Source organism: Variovorax boronicumulans, from assembly GCF_040544675.1.
Classification (GTDB): domain Bacteria; phylum Pseudomonadota; class Gammaproteobacteria; order Burkholderiales; family Burkholderiaceae_C; genus Variovorax; species Variovorax boronicumulans_D.
The window spans coordinates 232,754-251,328 of record NZ_JBEPKK010000008.1; the positions used below are offsets into that span (position 1 = coordinate 232,754).

Annotated in this window: 19 protein-coding genes; 8 read left to right on the forward strand and 11 right to left on the reverse strand. The window is 67.6% G+C overall.

What is annotated here, in order from left to right:
- Positions 1-86: 86 nt before the first annotated feature.
- From ABIC90_RS16500 to murJ, 3 genes are all read right to left on the reverse strand, one after another.
- The gene (locus ABIC90_RS16500; protein WP_354355740.1) at positions 87-533 is read right to left on the reverse strand and encodes a bleomycin resistance protein; all 447 of its coding nucleotides are present in this window, start codon (positions 531-533) and stop codon (positions 87-89) included.
- On the reverse strand, positions 533-1,384 hold the full coding sequence (locus tag ABIC90_RS16505; protein ID WP_354355742.1) for a SirB1 family protein: 852 nt from the start codon (positions 1,382-1,384) through the stop codon (positions 533-535). The genes ABIC90_RS16500 and ABIC90_RS16505 overlap by 1 nt, the downstream gene beginning before the upstream one ends.
- Before the next feature lie 62 nt (positions 1,385-1,446).
- Complete coding sequence (murJ, locus tag ABIC90_RS16510) at positions 1,447-3,000, reverse strand: murein biosynthesis integral membrane protein MurJ (RefSeq protein WP_354355744.1); 1,554 nt, start codon at positions 2,998-3,000, stop codon at positions 1,447-1,449.
- Positions 3,001-3,130: 130 nt separating this feature from the next.
- Here murJ and rpsT point away from each other — a divergent pair, with 130 nt between their 5' ends.
- The gene (rpsT, locus tag ABIC90_RS16515) at positions 3,131-3,445 is read left to right on the forward strand and encodes a 30S ribosomal protein S20 (protein WP_056571937.1); all 315 of its coding nucleotides are present in this window, start codon (positions 3,131-3,133) and stop codon (positions 3,443-3,445) included.
- A gap of 137 nt (positions 3,446-3,582) precedes the next feature.
- Here rpsT and ABIC90_RS16520 read toward each other — a convergent pair whose 3' ends face one another.
- Positions 3,583-3,906, reverse strand: coding sequence for a DUF3579 domain-containing protein (locus ABIC90_RS16520; RefSeq protein WP_354355746.1), 324 nt, complete (start codon positions 3,904-3,906; stop codon positions 3,583-3,585).
- Between the two features lie 160 nt (positions 3,907-4,066).
- On the opposite strand from ABIC90_RS16520, the gene ABIC90_RS16525 reads away from it, so the two are divergent.
- The 7 genes from ABIC90_RS16525 (at position 4,067) to ABIC90_RS16555 (ending at position 10,790) form a co-directional block, all read left to right on the forward strand.
- Entirely contained in the window at positions 4,067-5,275 is a 1,209-nt protein-coding gene (locus ABIC90_RS16525) for an aspartate aminotransferase family protein (RefSeq protein WP_354355748.1), read from the forward strand.
- A complete protein-coding gene (gene argF, locus ABIC90_RS16530; protein WP_354355750.1) occupies positions 5,272-6,216 on the forward strand; it encodes an ornithine carbamoyltransferase in 945 nt (314 codons plus the stop codon). The genes ABIC90_RS16525 and argF overlap by 4 nt, the downstream gene beginning before the upstream one ends.
- Positions 6,217-6,245: 29 nt before the next feature.
- Entirely contained in the window at positions 6,246-6,557 is a 312-nt protein-coding gene (locus ABIC90_RS16535) for a YkgJ family cysteine cluster protein (RefSeq protein ID WP_354355752.1), read from the forward strand.
- A gap of 74 nt (positions 6,558-6,631) precedes the next feature.
- Positions 6,632-7,300, forward strand: coding sequence for an arylformamidase (kynB, locus tag ABIC90_RS16540; RefSeq protein ID WP_354355754.1), 669 nt, complete (start codon positions 6,632-6,634; stop codon positions 7,298-7,300).
- Positions 7,297-8,583 carry a kynureninase gene (kynU, locus tag ABIC90_RS16545; protein ID WP_354355756.1) on the forward strand — a complete coding sequence of 429 codons (1,287 nt, stop codon included), beginning with the start codon at positions 7,297-7,299 and terminating at the stop codon, positions 8,581-8,583. Before kynB ends, kynU begins: the two co-directional genes overlap by 4 nt.
- The gene (kynA, locus tag ABIC90_RS16550) at positions 8,580-9,428 is read left to right on the forward strand and encodes a tryptophan 2,3-dioxygenase (RefSeq protein ID WP_354355758.1); all 849 of its coding nucleotides are present in this window, start codon (positions 8,580-8,582) and stop codon (positions 9,426-9,428) included. Before kynU ends, kynA begins: the two co-directional genes overlap by 4 nt.
- Positions 9,429-9,539: 111 nt before the next feature.
- Positions 9,540-10,790, forward strand: a complete 1,251-nt coding sequence (locus ABIC90_RS16555; RefSeq protein ID WP_354355760.1) for an SMI1/KNR4 family protein — start codon at positions 9,540-9,542, stop codon at positions 10,788-10,790.
- Positions 10,791-10,823: 33 nt separating this feature from the next.
- Here the strand turns inward: ABIC90_RS16555 and ABIC90_RS16560 are convergent, their stop codons facing one another.
- The 7 genes from ABIC90_RS16560 to ABIC90_RS16590 form a co-directional block, all read right to left on the reverse strand.
- Positions 10,824-12,014, reverse strand: coding sequence for an FAD-dependent monooxygenase (locus tag ABIC90_RS16560; protein WP_354355762.1), 1,191 nt, complete (start codon positions 12,012-12,014; stop codon positions 10,824-10,826).
- Positions 12,015-12,021: 7 nt separating this feature from the next.
- Complete coding sequence (locus ABIC90_RS16565) at positions 12,022-12,294, reverse strand: DUF6587 family protein (protein ID WP_354355764.1); 273 nt, start codon at positions 12,292-12,294, stop codon at positions 12,022-12,024.
- 35 nt (positions 12,295-12,329) lie between these two features.
- Entirely contained in the window at positions 12,330-14,225 is a 1,896-nt protein-coding gene (feoB, locus tag ABIC90_RS16570; RefSeq protein WP_354355766.1) for a ferrous iron transporter B, read from the reverse strand.
- Positions 14,218-14,517 carry a FeoA family protein gene (locus tag ABIC90_RS16575; RefSeq protein ID WP_354355768.1) on the reverse strand — a complete coding sequence of 100 codons (300 nt, stop codon included), beginning with the start codon at positions 14,515-14,517 and terminating at the stop codon, positions 14,218-14,220. Before ABIC90_RS16575 ends, feoB begins: the two co-directional genes overlap by 8 nt.
- 124 nt (positions 14,518-14,641) lie before the next feature.
- Complete coding sequence (locus ABIC90_RS16580) at positions 14,642-15,100, reverse strand: metallophosphoesterase family protein (RefSeq protein ID WP_354355803.1); 459 nt, start codon at positions 15,098-15,100, stop codon at positions 14,642-14,644.
- A 14-nt stretch (positions 15,101-15,114) separates the two neighbouring features.
- Entirely contained in the window at positions 15,115-17,982 is a 2,868-nt protein-coding gene (locus ABIC90_RS16585; protein ID WP_354355770.1) for an aconitate hydratase, read from the reverse strand.
- Positions 17,983-18,144: 162 nt separating this feature from the next.
- Positions 18,145-18,558: a hypothetical protein gene (locus ABIC90_RS16590; RefSeq protein WP_354355772.1), complete on the reverse strand. Its 414-nt coding sequence runs from the start codon at positions 18,556-18,558 to the stop codon at positions 18,145-18,147.
- Positions 18,559-18,575: the final 17 nt, after the last annotated feature.

Below are 18,575 nucleotides of genomic sequence, written 5' to 3' on the forward strand. Positions count from 1 at the left end.
TTGCCTGCTCCTGTACACACGTCGCGCGAGCGGAGTGCGGATCGACACGGACGCATCGGTCCAGTTGTAAATTTGTGCGTCAGACTTCAGGGCAGGTAGCCGCAGAAGCGCAGCACATGCCCGTCGGGCTCGCGGATCGCGAATTCGCGCAGGCCCCAGGGCTGGGATACCGGCGGCTCGATCACGGTCACGCCGCGCTTCACATAGGCGGCGTGCAGGCCGTCGATGTCCTGGCCCACATGAATCACGATTTCGCCGCGCCAGGGGGCCGTGCCCCGGGTGTTGCACTGCCACAGGCGCAGGTAGACGGGGTCGCCGTAGCTGCGGTCGCCCTTTTTCACCCGCGCGTAGCTGGGCGGTTCGCCGGCGATGAAATCGAGCTCGAAGCCCAGCACGTCGCGAAACCAGCGCGCGGCGCGCGTGACGTCCGACACCGGCAGCACCGGCTGCACGCCGTGGAACTGGTGCAGGGTTCCCAGGTCGGGCGCCGCGCTTTCGCCGGCCTCGCCGCGCCCACCGGCCTTGGCGCCCATCAGCTGGCCGTGCGGCGAAGGGCGGCCACGCGCTCGGCGATGACGTCGATGTCCAGCGCGTCCTCGGCGTTGGCCAGATAGACCTCCAGGTCGCGCACCGCGAGTGCGGTGTTGCCTTGTTCGGCATGCGCGATGCCGCGGTCGCGGTACTCGCCCCAGGCCGTGGGAAGCAGCGCGACGAGGCGGTCTTGTACCGCGATGGCGCGTTGCCAGTCTTCCTGCGCGCGATGCACTTCCTTCAGGTTGCGCAGCATGCGGCCGATGATTTCGCGCGAACTGGCCGGCTGCAGGTAAAGGCCCAGCGGCACGTCGAAGTCGCCGACCAGCCCGTTGCTGCGCTTGTAGGGCTCCAGGCGCTCGCCCAGCTCTTCGCGCGAGAGCGACTTGCCGGTGAACGGATCGATCACCACCTGCCCCTTGGGCAGCGTGACCTTGAGCATGAAATGCCCCGGAAAGCCGATGCCGCGCGCCTGCAGGCCCAGGCCCTGGGCCAGCTCCATCCACAGCACCGCCAGCGAGATCGGGATGCCGCGGCGGGTGCGCAGCACGGCGTTCAGGTAGCTGTTGTCGGGGTCGTAGTAGTCGTTGACGTTGCCGCCGAAATTCAGGTCGTTGAAGAAGAACTGGTTGAGCGCCCGAAGCCGGGCCAGCGGCGCGGCATCGGCCGGCAGGCGGCGCTTGAGGCGGGCCAGGAGCTGGTCGACGTCGCCGAGCACCTGCTGGACGTCGAGTTCGGGGTATTCGTCCTGCGCCAGGCTGGCTGCCGCTTCCAGCAGCGGAAACTGGTCATCGCTGCGGACCAGCGACTCGAAATATTCCAGTGCGGTGGGGACCTGAAATGTGAACGTCATGTGTCTTTTTAGAGGAGCATCCGGGGAGCGTCAAGGCAGGACACACGCGTATTGCCAGCGGCTCAACGCCGCATGAAACTCTTGAGTCGCACCCCGACGACCGTCAGCACGGCGAAATAGAGCAGCGCGGCGCCCGCGACCAGTGCGGCCAGCAGCCCGATGCGCTGCAAGCGCTGCGCGCGCAGGCCGATCCAGTCGAAATGGTTCGCGCCCCACACCAGCAAGGCCGCCAGCACCAGCGTGCCGGCCAGCACCTGCAGCGTGAACTTGCCCCAGCCGGGCTCCGGCTTGTAGCTGCCGCGCCGCATCAGGCCGACCAGCAGCCAGATCGCATTGACCAGCGCGCCGATGGCGATGGTGAGCGTGAGCGCCGCATGCTGCAGCAGCGGCACCAGGAAGAAATTGAGCACCTGGGTAAACACGAGCACCCCCACGGCGATCAGCATCGGCGTGCGGGTGTCCTGCCTGGCGTAGTAGCCGGGCGCGAGGATCTTGATGGCCACGATGCCCACCAGCCCCACGCCGTAGCCCATCAGCGCCAGCGTGGTGCGCCGCACGTCGTCGCCGGTGTAGGCGCCGTTGTGGAACAGCACGGCCACCAAAGGCTGTGCAAAAAGCAGCAACGCAATGGCGCACGGCGCCGAGAGCAGCACCACGAGGCGCAAGCCCCAGTCGAGCAGCGCCGAGTAGCGGGCGTCGTCCTTGGCGGCACGGGCGCTGGCCAGCTGCGGCATCAGCACCACGCCGAGCGCCACGCCGAGCATCGCGGTCGGGAATTCCATCAGCCGGTCGGCATTGACCACCCAGGTCACGCTGCCTTCGGCAAGGTGCGATGCGATCTGCGTGTTGATGAGCAATGAGATCTGCGCCACGCTCACACCCAGCAGGGCGGGCAGCATGAGCTTCATCACCTTGCGGGTGGTGGGATCTTTCCAGGCCGCGCCCAGCGCCTTGAAGCTCGCGCCGACGCGCGGCATGAGGCCGAGCGCCCGCAACGCCGGGATCTGCAGGGCCAGCTGCAGCACCCCGCCGGCCAGCACGCCCACGCACTGCGCATAGATCGGCTCGATGCCGTAGCGCCGGAACAGCGGCGCGCCGACGACGATGGAAAGGATCAGCGAAATGTTCAGCAGCACCGGCGACGCCGCCGGCACCGCGAACTTGCGCCAGGTGTTGAGGATGCCGCCCGCCAGCGCCACCAGCGACATGAATCCGATGTAGGGGAACATCCAGCGCGTCATGACGATGGCCGCATCGAAGCCCTTGAGGCCGCTGGCCATGGCCCACACCAGCAGCGGCGCGCCGACCACGCCGGCCACGCACACCACGAACAGGGTCCAGGTCAGCAGCGTGGCGACATGGTCGATCAGTTCCTTGGCGGCCTCCTGGCCGCCTTCGGTCTTGCGCGCGGCCAGCACCGGCACGAAAGCCTGGCTGAAGGCGCCTTCGCCGAAGACGCGCCGGAACAGGTTGGGGATGCGAAAGGCGACGTTGAAGGCGTCGGTCAATGCGCTCACGCCGAACACCGAGGCAAAAAGCACATCGCGCACGAGGCCCGTGATCCGCGAGGCGAGGGTGAGAAGAGAGACGGTGGAGGCGGATTTGAGCAGGGACACGGGGGCGAGTGTAGGGCCCCGAAAGCGCCTGAAAAACCGCCCCGGGCGGGCCGATTCGGGGGAAAAGCCAACCCGGCCTATAATCGAGGGCTTTGCTGCATCATCCTCAGACACCTAAGGAACATTAAATATGGCATCCGCCAAGCCCAAGAAAAAGAACCCCCGCCTTGCATCGGGCCGCAAGCGCGTCCGCCAGGACGTCAAGCTCAACGCCGCGAACACCTCGCTGCGCTCCAAATACCGTACCGCGGTCAAGAACGTCGAAAAGGCTGTCCTGGCCGGCGACAAGACCAAGGCAAGCGAACTCTTCGCGAAGGCCCAGAGCATCGTCGACACCGTCGCCGACAAGGGCATCTTCCACAAGAACAAGGCCGCCCGCGACAAGAGCCGCCTGTCGGCCAAGGTCAAGGCCCTGGCCCTCGCGCCTGAAAAGGCCGCCGCCTGACACCTGTCAGGCAAGCCCGGATCGGAATTCTCCGGTCCGCCGTTTGATCGGGGTGCGCTGCAGCAAAGTGTAAAAAACCGCCTTCGGGCGGTTTTTTCATGTCCGATCGCTTCTGAAGAAGACGAAACCGGGGCCGCTCAGGCCTTCGGCGGCGGCGCGTCGGGCACCAGGCAGGCTTCGGCCACCTGCAGATCGTTGTCCTTGGCGAAGTTGACGCAGAAGTCCCAGGCCATGGGCTCGGCATCGCGCAGCGCGCGGTTCACGACCACGCACTTGATGCCGTTGATGGTGGTCGGCACGCACCAGGGCGAGTAGCTCAGGTGGCTGCCCGGGTAGGCGCCCCCGGGACGGAAAGAGCACATCACGCCGGCCAGCCGCTCGGCCCAGTCGCTGGGGCGGAAGGTCCGGCCATCGTGGGTGATGCCCTGGATGAAGATTTCTTTGGCTGTGGGGGAAATCATCGTTGAATGAGGCAACCGAAACGGGTGCTGCGGTGCAGCAACGGATTCTATCCGGGGCACTTTTTGCATCCCGAACGGCAGGCATTGCTGTAATGCGGAATCCTCAACGAAGCCGTCAAAGCCCACGCCTAGAATCCGCCTTCCCTATCTGGAGAACCGAATGAGCGCTACTGCCCAACCCACCTCGCCCCACGTCATGAACACCTACGGTCGCCTGCCGATCGCACTGTCGCATGGCCAGGGCTGCCGAGTCTGGGACACCTCGGGCAAGGCCTACCTCGACGGCCTGGGCGGCATCGCCGTCAACACGCTGGGCCACAACCACCCCGAGCTGGTGCCCGCGCTGCAGGACCAGCTGACCAAGCTGATCCACAGCTCCAACTACTACCACGTGCCCGGCCAGGAACAGCTCGCCGCCAAGCTGGTCGAGCTGTCGGGCCTGACCAACGTCTTCTTCTGCTCCACCGGCCTGGAAGCCAACGAAGCCGCCCTGAAGCTGGCGCGCAAGTTCGGCCACGACAAGGGCATCGAACGGCCCGAGATCGTCGTCTATGAAGCCGCCTTCCACGGCCGCAGCATCGCCACCCTGTCGGCCACCGGCAACCCCAAGGTGCAGGCCGGCTTCGGCCCGCTGGTCGAGGGCTTCATCCGCGTGCCGCTGAACGACATCGAGGCGCTCAAGAAGGCCACCGAAGGCAACCCCAATGTGGCGGCCGTGTTCTTCGAGACCATCCAGGGCGAAGGAGGCATCCATCCGATGCGGGCGGAATACCTCCAGCAGGTTCGCGCCCTGTGCGACGAGCGCGACTGGCTCCTGATGATCGACGAAGTGCAGTGCGGCATGGGCCGCACCGGCAAGTGGTTCGCGCACCAGTGGGCCGGCATCAAGCCCGACGTGATGCCCTTGGCCAAGGGCCTGGGCTCGGGCGTGCCGATCGGCGCCGTGGTGGCCGGCCCCAAGGCCGCCAACATCTTCGGACCGGGCAACCACGGCACCACCTTCGGCGGCAACCCGCTCGCGATGCGTGCCGGCGTGGAAACCATCCGCATCATGGAAGAGCACAAGCTGCTCGAAAACGCCGCCACCGTGGGCGCGCACCTGAAGGCCGCGCTGGAACGCGAAATCGGCGGCCTGCCGGGCGTGAAGGACATCCGCGGCCAGGGCCTGATGCTGGGCATCGAGCTCGACCGCTCCTGCGGCGTGATCCTGAACCGCGCCTGCGACGCCGGCCTGCTGCTGAGCGTGACGGCCGACAAGGTGATCCGCCTGGTGCCGCCGCTCATCCTGAGCATTGCCGAAGCCGACGAAATCGTCGCGATCCTGGCGCCCATCGTCAAAAACTTCCTGTCGGAGCCTGCCGCGCAATGACGACCGCTTCTTCGCTCGCCTCACCGCCGACCATCCGCCACTACCTGCAGTTCGCCGACCTCACGGCCGACGAGTACGTCTATCTCTTCGATCGCATGGCGATCATCAAGAAGAAGTTCAAGACCTACGAAAAGCACCAGCCGCTGGTCGACCGCACGCTGGCCATGATCTTCGAGAAGGCCAGCACGCGCACCCGCGTGAGCTTCGAGGCCGGCATGTACCAGCTGGGCGGCAGCGTGGTGCACCTGACCACCGGCGACAGCCAGCTGGGCCGCGCCGAGCCCATCGAGGACAGCGCCAAGGTCATCAGCCGCATGGTCGACATCGTGATGATCCGCACCTACGAGCAGACCAAGATCGACACCTTTGCCGCGCACTCGCGCGTGCCCGTCATCAACGGCCTGACCAACGAGTTCCACCCCTGCCAGATCCTGGCGGACATCTTCACGTACATCGAGCACCGCGGCTCCATCCAGGGCAAGACCGTGGCCTGGGTGGGCGACGGCAACAACATGGCCAACACCTGGCTGCAGGCGGCCGAGATCCTGGGCTTCACCGTGCACGTGAGCACGCCCAGCGGCTACGAGGTCGACCAGTCGATCGCGGGCATCCGCTCGGGCGACAGCTACAAGGTCTTCAAGGACCCGATGGAAGCCTGCCGCGGTGCCGACCTGGTCACCACCGACGTCTGGACCAGCATGGGTTACGAGGCCGAGAACGAGGCCCGTCGCAAGGCCTTTGCCGACTGGTGCGTCGACGAGGACATGATGCGCATCGCCCAGCCCGGCGCCCTCTTCATGCACTGCCTGCCCGCGCACCGCGGCGAGGAAGTGCAGGCCGAGGTCATCGACGGGCCGCAGTCGGTCGTGTGGGACGAGGCCGAGAACCGCCTCCATGCCCAGAAGGCGCTCATGGAGTTCCTGCTGCTCGGCAAGCTCTGAGCACCTGAAGAAGAAGAAAGCGCGGCCGCGTGTCCCATTGCCAGCAATGCGGCGCCTGCTGCGCCAGCTACCGCGTCGATTTCAGCGTGCATGAGCTCGACGACAACGGCGGCCGCGTGCCCTCGGGTCTCGCGGTCGAAGTGAATGACGCCATTTGCCGCATGCGCGGCACCGACCACACGCCGATGCACTGCGCCGCGCTCACCGGCAAGATCGGCCAGGCCGTGAGCTGCGGCATCTACGAATGGCGGCCCAACCCCTGCCACGAGCTGCAAGCCGGCAGCGACGCCTGCGAACGCGCCCGCGCCCGCCACGGGCTGCCCGCCCTGCAGCCCGGCTGAGCCGATCAGCTGGTCACGCGGTGTGTTGGAAATAACCGACACCACGACCCCTCGCCCGGCGCTAACTTTGCGCCATGCGTTCCCTGCAACCCCAACCCCGCCTCTGGGACATCTCGCCGCCCGTGCATGAAGGCGCGCCGGTGTTCCCCGGCGACACGCCCTACCAGCAGCGCTGGGCCGCGACGATTTCGCCGGAGTGCCCGGTCAACGTCAGCGAGATCAAGCTCTCGCCCCACGTCGGCGCGCATGCCGACGCCCCCCTGCACTACGACCCCGAAGGCCAGACCATCGGCGACGTGGACCTCACGCCCTTCCTCGGCCCCTGCCGGGTGATCCATGCGATCGCCAAGGGGCCTCTGATCGAGTGGGAGCACATCGCCCATGCGGTCACCAGCGACCTGCCGCCCCGCGTGCTGGTGCGCACCTACGCCACCATGCCGGTCGGCCGCTGGGACCCGCAGCTCGCGGCCTACGCACCCGCCACCGTCGAGCGCCTCGCGGCCATGGGCGTCAAGCTCATCGGCATCGACACCGCCAGCATCGACCCGGCCGACAGCAAGACGCTGGAGAGCCACCAACGCATCCGCCGCCTCGATCTGCGCGTGCTCGAGAACCTCGTGCTCGACGACGTGCCCGAGGGCGACTACGAACTCATCGCGCTGCCGCTCAAGCTGGTGAGCGCCGATGCCTCCCCCGTTCGCGCCGTGCTCCGCGAGCTTCCCCGCAGAAAACCTTCACCATGACGACCCTTGCTGACTGCCGCGCGCTCGACGCGCAAGACCCGCTGCGCGCCCTGCGCGACCAATTCACCATCCCTGCCGACGTGCTCTATCTCGACGGCAACTCGCTCGGCGTGATGCCCAAGGCCGCGCCCGCGCGCATCGCCGAAGTGGTGACCCAGGAGTGGGGCGAAGGCCTCATCCGTTCATGGAACACCGCGAGCTGGTTCGACCTGCCGCAGCGCCTGGGCGACAAGGTGGCCCGGCTCATCGGCGCCGCGCCCGGCGAAGTGGTGTGCACCGACAGCACCTCGGTCAACCTCTACAAGGTGCTGTTCGCCGCGCTCTCGCAGCAAAAGGAAAGCGGTCGCAAGCTGGTGGTGAGCGAGCGCAGCAACTTCCCGACGGACCTCTACATCGCCGAGTCGCTGTGCCGCGAGCGCGGCTTCACGCTCAAGCTGATCGACGCGAGCGAACTGCAAGGCCCAAATTCAGTGCTGACCGACGAAGTGGCCGTGCTGATGCTCACGCACGTCAACTACCGCACCGGCGCGATGCACGACATGAAGGCCGTCACCGCCGCCGCGCACGCCGCAGGCGCGCTCACGGTGTGGGACCTCGCGCACAGCGCGGGCGCGGTGCCCGTGGCGCTCAACGACAGCAACGCCGATTACGCGATCGGCTGCGGCTACAAGTACCTCAACGGCGGGCCTGGCGCGCCAGCCTTCGCATGGGTCAACACGCGGCATGCGGGCCAGTTCGAGCAGCCGCTGTCGGGCTGGTGGGGCCATGCGGCGCCCTTCGAGTTCACGCCGCACTACCGCCCCGCCCCGGGCGTGGGCCGCTACCTGTGCGGCACGCAGCCCATCATTGCGCTGGCCGGGCTCGAATGCGGGCTCGACACGGTGCTCGCCGCCGAAGCCTTCAACGCGGACCAGGGCGCGATGGCCGCGCTGCGCACCAAGTCGCTGGCGCTCACGGACATGTTCATCCAGCTGGTCGAAGAGCGTTGTGCAGGGCAAGGCTTGTCGCTCGTCACGCCGCGCGATCATGCGCAGCGCGGCTCGCAGGTCTGCCTGAGCCGCGAAGAAGGCGCCTACGCCATCGTGCAGGCGCTGATCGCGCGCGGCGTCATCGGCGACTACCGCGCCGGCGATTCGCAGATGCCCGACATCCTGCGTTTCGGCTTCACGCCGCTGTACATCGGCTTCGAGGATGTGTGGAACTCGGTCGAACACCTCGTGCAGGTGCTCGAATCGGGCGAGTGGAAGCGCGAAGAATTCAACCGCAAGAACGCAGTGACATGACCGCCGCCAAGCACACCGAGAACATCGTCCACGAAGAAAAAGCGCAGCTGGACTTCAGCAAGTCCATGAGCTACGGCGACTACCTGCACCTGGACGAAATCCTCAACGCGCAGCACCCGCTTTCGCCCGCGCACGACGAGATGCTGTTCATCGTGCAGCACCAGACCAGCGAGCTCTGGATGAAGCTCATGCTGCACGAGCTGCGCGCCGCCACCACCTGCATCGCCGAAGAAAAACTGGCCGACGCCTTCAAGATGCTCGCGCGCGTGAGCCGCATCATGGAACAGCTGGTGAGCGCCTGGACCGTGCTCTCGACCATGACGCCGCCCGAGTACACGGCCATGCGCCCCTACCTCGCGAACTCCAGCGGCTTCCAGAGCGCGCAGTACCGCTGCATCGAGTTTGCGCTGGGCAACAAGAACGCCGCGATGCTCAAGCCGCATGCGCACCGCGCCGACCTGCTCGCGCAAGTGGAAGCCGCCTACCGCCAGCCCTCGCTGTACGACGAGTCGCTGCGTCTCCTGGCGCGCCGCGGCGTGCTGGTGCCCGCCGACCGGCTGGACCGCGACTGGACGCAGCCCTACGAGGCCAGCGACGGCGTCGAGGCCGCGTGGCTCACGGTCTACCGCAACCCGCACGATCACTGGGACCTCTACCAGCTCGGCGAAAAACTCACCGACCTCGAAGACGCCTTCCGCCTCTGGCGCTTCCGCCATGTGACGACGGTGGAGCGCGTGATCGGCTTCAAGCGCGGCACCGGCGGCACGGGCGGCGTGAGCTATCTGCGCAAGATGCTGGATGTGGTGTTGTTCCCCGAGATCTGGCGGTTGCGCACCGAGCTCTGAACGGCGGTTCGGCTTGGGCCGCACCGCAGCCCTCCAGCTGAACACCCGATGGTAGTGCTTGCTCCATCTGCGCAAAGCGCTACATTTTTGGCAACAACGGAGACCACTGCCATGCACACCATCGAGTTCTCGCCCGAGGAAATTTCAACCTTGCGGACCCACGGCGTCGTCCTGTTCGCCGAGCGGGTGATCTTCGATGCGCAGCCGCCGATGCCGCCGCACCAGATCGCCGCCGTGCAGGCGCTGTGCGAGGGGCCGATTCCCGAGGGGCTGGTGGCGTTGTGGGAGCAGACCGCGGGCGGACGCCTCGACTACGACCTGGCCCTGCCGATGAACGGCAACATCGAAAGCGTGAGCTGGTCGGAACTCTTCTGGGACGGGAGCGACGGCTACCGCGACCTGCAAGGCTGGATCGAGCACGAGCAGGAACTGGCCAGGGATGCAGCCGCCGACACTGGCGCGCCGGCAAGCGGCAAGCTCACCCTCCTTCCCTTCGGCGGCTTCGAGTACCTGGACCGCATCTATGCGGTGGTCGAGCCCGGCCCGGCGCACGGCCAGATCATTGCGTGGAAGCAGGGCCTGCCGCCCGCCTGGACGCACGCGCTGCACGAAGACAGCCTGAGCACGATCGCCACCGACCTGCACGGCGCCTTCGCGGCGCTGCATCTGGACGAAGACCCGCTGGCCCCCACCAGCGACTACTTCTCAGGGCAGACGCTGCTGCAGTACCTGGACGACCGCCATCAGGAACACGGGCTGGACCTGGACCTGATGGACAAGGTGGTCACCTTCTATTGCGGCGCCATCGTCGACTGGCGCACGCCGCTGGCAGAGGGCACGCTGCGCCATCACCCCATGCTGGCGCGCGCCGCGCTGCACCATGCCATCGCCTCCGACGACGCGGCGCTGGTGGCCGAGCTCGCGGCATCGGGCCTGGACTTCGAGGGACCGCAACAAGGCAGCGCGCTGGCCACCGACGTCGCGTTGGGGCAGAGCGCCTTTGCCGCAGCGGCGGCGCTGGTGCGCGCGGGGGCGCCGGTGGCGGCCGATGCGCTGCGCAACATCGACGGCCAGATCGCACCCGAACTCACGAGCGCATTGCTGGCCAACGGCGCGGAGCCGAGCGTGGCGGCCATCGTCAAGTGCGCGGCGTGCGGCGCCCCGGCGAGCGCGCACCTGATCGCCGATGCGTGTGCCGCAGCGGGCATCGACGTGCCGCCGGCCTTCGTCGCCGACCGCGATGCGATGCTGGCGGAACTGGAGACGACGCTGGTGAAGGTGCGCGACGGATCGCTCGGCCACTACCTCGGGCCCGAAGGCATTGCGGAACGCATCGAGCACCTGCAGACCTTCAGGCTCTGAAAGCCCCGGGCCCGGCCGCCGCCCGACGGCCGCTCAGCCGCCGTACAACCAGGGCTGATCGAGCAGGCGCGCGCCCAGCGTGCGCATCGCAAGGTCGCGCGCCAGGCGCACCGCACCTGTGGCATGGAACACCTCGCCGTTGCGCCGCGCACGCGCCTGCACCTGCGCATTGCGTTGCCAGCGCGCCTGGGCATAGCGCGCAAAGGCATGCGGCACGTCGGCCGCGCCGGCATCGGCCAGCGCATCGGCCAGTGCGACGGCGTCCTCGATCGCCATGCCGGCGCCCTGCGCGAGGTACGGCACCATCGGATGCGCGGCATCGCCCACCAGCGCCACACGCTCGTGCGCCATGTCTGCGGCGGACGCGACCGGCGCGCGGTCGCTGAGCGTCCAGGCGCGCCAGCCGGGCATGGCTTCGAGCAAGGCCTGCAGCGCGATGCCGCTGCGACCCGTGGCCTGCTGCAGCGCGGCGATGCTGCTGGTTTGGTCCCAGTCGCGCGCATCGCCGGCCGGCGCGGATTCGGCGATCACCACCACGTTGAGCCATTCGCCGCCGCGCACGGGGTACGCCACCGCATGCAGTTGCGGTCCGAGCCACACATCGACCTGCTGGCGGCGCAAGGCCGCGGGCAGGTCGGACTGCCGGGCCAGGGCGCGCCATGCGGTGTGGCCCGTGACGCGGGGCGGCTCGGCGGCCGAAGGCGTGTCCATCTGCTGCCGCACCAGGCTCCAGAGGCCGTCGGCCCCGACAAGCGCCTCGCCCTCCCAGGCGCGCGCATCCGCGCTGGAGACGCACACCAGGTCGTCGCTGGTCTCGACGAGTTCGAGGCGCGCGCCGGTCACCAGCGTGCCCGTGCCGCGCGCGCGCACGGCGTCGAGCAGCAGGGCATGCAGGTCCGCTCGGTGAACGCAGAAGTAAGGGGCGCCGTAACACTGCTGCATGGCATCGCCCAGCGGAAGCCGGGCGAGCACCGCACCGCTGCCTGCGCTGTGGACCACCAGCGCTTCGGGCTTGGCGGCGATGGCTGCCAGGCCTGGGCTCAGGTCCAGTTGCTGAAGCCGCCGCGTGGCGTTGGGGCCCAGCTGAACGCCTGCGCCGATTTCGCCAAAGACCGCGGCCTGCTCGAAGACATCGACCCGGTGCCGGCCTCGCGAAGAAGAAAGCGCCAGCGCCGTGGCCAGCCCCCCGATGCCGCCGCCGGCGACCAGGATGTGCGCGGGCATCGTCGGCTCAGCGGCTGCTGGAGAGGGCCTTGCCGGCTTCCATGGCGTCGGGTTTCTTGGGGGCGCAGCTGCCGCAGGTGTCGCAGGAGCCGCAGCCGGAGGTCTTGGCGAGCGAGGCGGCCAGCCTGTCGGCGCGTTGCTGGTCGACCAGGCCGGCGCGCTGCGTGCCGGCCGCGAGCTTGCGGGCCGCGCTGCGGCGCCAGCCCGCGGGCATCCAGCGCCAGACCGCGTAGAACGCGGCGGCTGCGACGATCAAGCCGACGATCAGTTGCTGTGCCATTTTTTCTTTCAGCCTTTCAGTGTCAGAGGGCTGTTTTAACCGGCCCCGAGTGCCACTGCAACGCGATAGGTGATGAAACACGCCGCGTACGCCAGCGCAAAAAGGTAGCCCGCCATGATCCACACGTATTTCCAGGAACTGGTCTCGCGCTTGACCGCGGCCAGCGTGGAGATGCACTGCGGCGCAAACACGAACCAGACCAGCAGCGACAGCGCGGTTGCCAGCGACCAGCTGCCGGCGATGAGCGGCTCCAGCGCACCTGCCACGTCGTCGCCGGTGGCCGACAGCGCATACACCGTGCCCAGCGCGCCCACCGCCACTTCGCGCGCCGCCATGCCCGGCACCAGCGCGATCGAGATCTGCCAGTTGAAGCCGATGGGCGCAAAGATGTGTTCCAGGCCGCGGCCGATCATGCCGGCCAGGCTGTACTGGATGGCCGGACCGGTCGCGCCTTCGGGCGGCGACGGAAAGGTCGACAGGAACCACAGCAGGATGGTGAGCGTGAGGATGATCGTGCCCACGCGCTGGAGGAAGATCCACGCTCGTTCATAAAGTCCCACAACCAGGTTTCGAGGGTTCGGCCAGCGGTAGGCCGGCAGCTCCATCAACAGCGGCGAATGCGAGGTGTTGTCGCGAAAGCGCTTCATCACCCAGGCCACGGCCATCGCCGAGACGATGCCGAACACGTACAGCGCGAACAGCACCACGCCCTGCAGGTTGAACACGCCGCCCACGGTGCGCGCCGGAATGAAGGCGGCGATCAGCAGCGCATACACCGGCAGCCGGGCCGAGCAGGTCATCAGCGGCGCGATCATGATGGTGGTGATGCGGTCGCGCCAGTTGCTGATGGTGCGCGTGGCCATCACGCCGGGAATGGCGCAGGCAAAGCTCGAGAGCAGCGGAATGAACGAGCGGCCCGACAGGCCCACGGTGCCCATCACGCGGTCCAGCAGGAAGGCCGCGCGCGGCAGGTAGCCCGAGTCTTCCAGCGCAAGGATGAAGAGAAACAGAATCAGGATCTGCGGCAGGAACACGATCACGCCGCCCACGCCGGCCACCACGCCGTCGACCAGCAGGCTCTGCAGCATGCCTTCGGGGATGTAGGTCTTGAGCAGTTCGCCCACCGCCTCGGTGCCGGACTTGATCGCGTCCATCGGCAGGTTGGCCCAGCTGAACACGGCCTGGAACATCAGGAACATCGTGACCGCAAGCACCAGCATGCCCCACAGCGGATGCATCACCACGCGGTCGATGCGGTCGCTGGTGGCGAGGCTGCCCACCGGCTCCTTCACCGCAAGGCCGAGGATGCGGCGCACTTCGCGCTGCGTGGCGAGCACGTCGTCCAGGCCCGGCGCCTGCCAGGGCTGCGGCGCGGCGGCGGCCACGGGGGCATCGAGCGCTTCGAGGAGGTTCTTCGCGCCGCCGGTATGGACGCCGACCGTCTCGATCACCGGCACGCCCAGTTCGCGCGAGAGCAAGGCGGCATCGACCACGATGCCCTGCTTCCTGGCCATGTCGGTCATGTTGAGCGCCACCACCATCGGAAGACCCAGCTTGCGGGCTTCCAGCACCAGCCGCAGGTTCAGGCGCAGGTTGGTGGCGTCGGTCACGCACACCAGGAGGTCGGGCAAGGCTTCGCTGCTCTGGCCGGTGACGACGTCGCGCGTGACGGCTTCGTCGGCGCTCAGGGCGTTCAGGCTGTAGGCGCCCGGCAGGTCGAGCACGAAGACGCGGCGGCCCGAAGGGGTGCGCAAGGTGCCTTCCTTGCGCTCGACGGTCACGCCGGCGTAGTTGGCGACCTTCTGGCGGCTTCCCGTCAGCAGGTTGAAGAGCGCGGTCTTGCCGCAGTTGGGGTTGCCGAGCAGCGCGATGCGTCCCGGCTGGGCGGTGGGGGCGAAGCCGCCGGGTCCCTGGATGACGGCTTCAGCCATGGTTGGCAGCTCCCGGTGTGACGTGGATCAGCGCGGCCTCGTGGCGGCGCAATGCGAAGGTGGTGTGGCCGAGCCGCACGGCGATGGGTTCCCGCCCCGGCACGCCGCTGGCGACGATGCGCACCGCTTCGCCCGGAACAAAGCCGATCTCGGTCAGGCGCAGCACAAGCTCGCGGCCGTCGGCGCTTTCGGGACGCGCCACGTCGATGACGGTGGCCCACTGGTGGCTGGGAAGCTGGTCGAGCCGCAGCCCGGGATGGGCCGGCGCTGCGCCGATGTCTTTGTTTTGCACGATGGGAGGTGCCCTGGAAAGTGGGGGACGGCAGGAGGCGAAACCCAGATGCTATCAATTCTCAATCGCACAAACCTGACTAAACCCCTATGAGCGCGCCGATTGCGCCCTTTTTTGGGCGGAATCAGGCCAGCTCGACGATGCGTGCAGTGACCGAAGTGCCGACGACGAGGAGTTCGGCGACAGCGATCGGCAGCTTGAATCGCCGCGGGCCGGCGCTGCCCGGGTTGACGTACAGAACGCCGTCGCGCTCCTCGATCCCGGGCTTGTGCGAGTGCCCGGAGACCACCACGCGAACGCCCGCACCCACGGGATCGATGTCGATCTGCGAGAGATCGTGAATCGCATAGACCAGCACGCCGCCGACCTTCAGGAATTCAGATTCGGCGATGGCCTCGGCCCAGGGCTCGCGGTCGTTGTTGCCCCGTACGACCGTGAGCGGTGCGATGGCACGCAGCGCCTCGAGGATGCCGGCATCGCCGATATCCCCGCCGTGCACGATGAAGTCGCTGCCCCGCAGGGCAGCCAGGGCCTCCGGACGCAGCAACCCGTGGGTGTCGGAGATGAGCCCGATCCGGATCAAGGGATCGGGACGGATCAAGCCGCCAGCAGCTGCCGCAGCACGAACGGCAGGATGCCGCCGTGCTTGTAGTAGTCCACCTCGATCGGCGTGTCGATGCGAAGGCGCACCGTCACCTCCTGGTGGGTGCCGTCGGGGCGGTGCACCACCAGCTTGACGTCCATCTGCGGCTTGAGTTCGCCGCCGATCACCACGTCGATCTTCTCGTCGCCGGTGAGGCCCAGCGTCTGCCACGAATCGGCGCCGCGGAACTGCAGCGGCAGCACGCCCATGCCCACCAGGTTGGCGCGGTGGATGCGCTCGAAACTGCGCGCCACCACCGCCTTGATGCCCAAGAGCTGCGTGCCCTTGGCGGCCCAGTCGCGCGAGGAGCCGGTGCCGTACTCTTCGCCGCCGAACACCACCGTGGGCACGCCCTGCGCGATGTACTTCATGGCGGCGTCGTAGATGAACATCTTCTCGTTGCCGGGCTGGAAGCGCGTGACGCCGCCCTCTTCCTGCGTGCCGTTGGCGTCCGGCGGAATCATCAGGTTCTTGATGCGCACATTGGCGAAGGTGCCGCGCATCATCACGTCGTGGTTGCCCCGGCGCGAACCGTAGCTGTTGAAGTCGGCCTTGGGCACGCCGTGCGCCTTGAGCCAGATGCCCGCGGGCGAGCTTTCCTTGATGGCGCCGGCCGGCGAGATGTGGTCGGTGGTGATCGAGTCGCCGAACAGCGCCATGATCCGCGCGCCCTTGAAGCCCGCGTCCGCCGCGTGCGGCTTCATCTTGAAGCCCTCGAAGAACGGCGGCTCGGCGATGTAGGTCGAGGTGGGCCAGTCGTACACCTGGCCCTCGGTGCCCTTGATGCTGCTCCAGAACTTGCCCGGATCGGTCTTGACCTTCTCGTAGTTCGCTCGGAACGACTTGGCGTTCATCGCAAAGCGCAGGTTTTCGTCGATCTCCTTCGGGCTCGGCCAGATGTCGCCCAGGTACACGTCCTTGCCGTTCCTGCCCTTGCCCACGGGCTGCGTCATGAGGTCGGTCATCACGTTGCCGGCGATCGCGAAGGCCACCACCAGCGGCGGCGATGCCAGGAAGTTGGCCTTCAGGTTCGGGTGGATGCGCGCCTCGAAGTTGCGATTGCCCGAGAGCACGGCCGCGCCGATGAGGTCGTTCTTGGTGATGGCTTCGTTGATCTCGGGCGTGAGGTCGCCCGCGTTGCCGATGCAGGTGGTGCAGCCGTAGCCCGCGAGGTAGAAGCCCAGCTTCTCCAGGTACGTCAGGAGACCCGCCTTTTCCAGGTACTCGGTGACGATGCGCGAGCCCGGGGCCAGCGAGGTCTTGATGTGCGGCTTGACCGTGAGCCCCGCCTCCACCGCCTTCTTGGCCAGGAGGCCGGCCGCGAGCATCACGCTCGGGTTGGAGGTGTTGGTGCACGAGGTGATGGCCGCGATCAGCACGTCGCCGTTGCCGATGGTGACCTCGCCCTTGGGGGCCGAAGGCGCCGTGGCGCTGGTGTGGGCCGCGGCCTTGGTCGAGCGGTTGGCAACCATCTCGACCACCTGGCGCGGCGAGCCGGCCGGCGGCGCGGCGGCTTCGTCGTCGTTGCCCTGCCCTGCGGTGACCAGCGGATAGCGCAGCTTGAGCTTCTCGGCCGGCTGGTTGAAGCCGTTGGCGTCGTTGGGCTTGCTGTAGAGCTCGGAGAACTTGGTGGCCAGGTGGCCCAGGTCGATGCGGTCCTGCGGGCGCTTGGGGCCGGCCAGGCTGGGCGACACGGTGCCCAGGTCGAGCTTGACGATCTTGGTGTAGTCGATATCGCCCGGCGCGGGCATGCCGAACAGGCCCTGCGCCTTGTAGTAGGCCTCGAAGCGCTCGACCTCTTCCTTGGTGCGGCCGGTGCCTTCGAAGTACGCCACCGTCATTTCATCGACCGGGAAGAAGCCCATGGTCGCGCCGTATTCGGGCGCCATGTTGCCGATGGTCGCGCGGTCGGGCACGGCGATCGAGGCGGCACCCGGGCCGAAGAACTCGACGAACTTGCCCACCACTTTCTCGGTGCGCAGGATGGCGGTGACGAACAGCACCAGGTCGGTGGCCGTCACGCCTTCGCGCAGCTTGCCGGTGAGTTCGAAGCCCACCACGTCGGGGGTGAGCATGTAGACCGGCTGACCCAGCATGGCCGCCTCGGCCTCGATGCCGCCCACGCCCCAACCGACCACGCCCACGCCGTTGATCATGGTGGTGTGGCTGTCGGTGCCGACCAGCGAATCGGGGTAGTAGGTGGGCGTGTCGCCCTTGTCGTGCGGGCTCTTGTAGACGCCGCGCGCAAAGTATTCGAGGTTGACCTGGTGCACGATGCCGAAGCCCGGCGGCACCACGCGGAAGGTGTCGAAGGCCTGCATGCCCCACTTCATGAACTGGTAGCGCTCGTTGTTGCGCTGGAACTCCAGCTTCATGTTGAGGTCGAGCGCCTTGGGCGTGCCGTAGTAGTCGACCATCACCGAGTGGTCCACCACCAGATCGACGGGCACCAGCGGCTCGATGGTCTTGGGCGACTTGCCCAGCTTGGCGGCCACGCTGCGCATGGCGGCCAGGTCGGCCAGCAGCGGCACGCCGGTGAAGTCCTGCAGCACCACGCGGGTGACCACGAAGGGAATCTCGTCGGTGCGTTCGGCGTTGGGGGACCAGTGCGCCAGCTCTTCGACATGCTTGGGCGAGACCTTCTGCCCGTCGCAATTGCGCAGCACCGATTCGAGCACGATGCGGATCGACACGGGCAGCCGGTCGATGGTGGGGTACTGCTTGGCCAGTTCCTTCAGGGACCAGTACTTGCCGGCCTTGCCCGATGCGGTCTTGAAGGTCTTGAGGGTGGACGCAAAGGCGTGCGCCGGTGCTTTGGCCATAGGGGAACTCCTGTTGTTTCGTGGAAGCTCCTCAAGGATAGCGGGGTTGAAAGTCAGCTGTTGTAGTCGGTCTTCCCTCTCACGCACCCTCCGCGCCATGTTCCTCATAGCGAGAAACGCCGGGTAGACGGGCGTTGCCGGCATCTCTCGCGTCGCCTGCGTTCAGGCCAGCGCCATGCCGGCGCTGGTGCGCGTGCGGCGCAGGCCCGTCCATTGCAGCTCGGCCAGCACGACCACGCACAGCGCCTGCGCCAATACCCAGGCGACTCCCAGCGCAGTGACCGCGAACATGCCGCTCACCAGCAAAGCGACGCAGGCCACGGCCCAGCCGAAGTTGCCGAAGATCACAAGGCCGATCAGCGTGCGCGGCGGCGTGCTGCGGCTGGCCATGAAAGCGGCGACGGCGGCATAGGCCAGCAGGAACACGCCCGTGCCCATCAGCAGCGCCGCGGGCAGGCCGGTCAGCTGCGCCAACGCATCGGTGAATGCCACCTGCAGCGCACCGGTCGCGGCGCAGGAAGCGGCGTCGGCCCACATCACGTTGGGCAGGAAGCGGGGGGAAGTGAAGACGGACATGTGAATCTCCTTGGGAT

Bases quoted from the DNA above. Each gene is read 5' to 3' on its own strand.
- ABIC90_RS16500 (WP_354355740.1), bottom strand. From the start codon at position 533: ATGGGCGCCAAGGCCGGTGGGCGCGGCGAGGCCGGCGAAAGCGCGGCG.
- ABIC90_RS16505 (WP_354355742.1), bottom strand. From the start codon at position 1,384: ATGACGTTCACATTTCAGGTCCCCACCGCACTGGAATATTTCGAGTCG.
- rpsT (WP_056571937.1), top strand. From the start codon at position 3,131: ATGGCATCCGCCAAGCCCAAGAAAAAGAACCCCCGCCTTGCATCGGGC.
- ABIC90_RS16520 (WP_354355746.1), bottom strand. From the start codon at position 3,906: ATGATTTCCCCCACAGCCAAAGAAATCTTCATCCAGGGCATCACCCAC.
- ABIC90_RS16525 (WP_354355748.1), top strand. From the start codon at position 4,067: ATGAGCGCTACTGCCCAACCCACCTCGCCCCACGTCATGAACACCTAC.
- argF (WP_354355750.1), top strand. From the start codon at position 5,272: ATGACGACCGCTTCTTCGCTCGCCTCACCGCCGACCATCCGCCACTAC.
- kynB (WP_354355754.1), top strand. From the start codon at position 6,632: ATGCGTTCCCTGCAACCCCAACCCCGCCTCTGGGACATCTCGCCGCCC.
- kynU (WP_354355756.1), top strand. From the start codon at position 7,297: ATGACGACCCTTGCTGACTGCCGCGCGCTCGACGCGCAAGACCCGCTG.
- kynA (WP_354355758.1), top strand. From the start codon at position 8,580: ATGACCGCCGCCAAGCACACCGAGAACATCGTCCACGAAGAAAAAGCG.
- ABIC90_RS16555 (WP_354355760.1), top strand. From the start codon at position 9,540: ATGCACACCATCGAGTTCTCGCCCGAGGAAATTTCAACCTTGCGGACC.
- ABIC90_RS16560 (WP_354355762.1), bottom strand. From the start codon at position 12,014: ATGCCCGCGCACATCCTGGTCGCCGGCGGCGGCATCGGGGGGCTGGCC.
- ABIC90_RS16565 (WP_354355764.1), bottom strand. From the start codon at position 12,294: ATGGCACAGCAACTGATCGTCGGCTTGATCGTCGCAGCCGCCGCGTTC.
- feoB (WP_354355766.1), bottom strand. From the start codon at position 14,225: ATGGCTGAAGCCGTCATCCAGGGACCCGGCGGCTTCGCCCCCACCGCC.
- ABIC90_RS16585 (WP_354355770.1), bottom strand. From the start codon at position 17,982: ATGGCCAAAGCACCGGCGCACGCCTTTGCGTCCACCCTCAAGACCTTC.
- ABIC90_RS16590 (WP_354355772.1), bottom strand. From the start codon at position 18,558: ATGTCCGTCTTCACTTCCCCCCGCTTCCTGCCCAACGTGATGTGGGCC.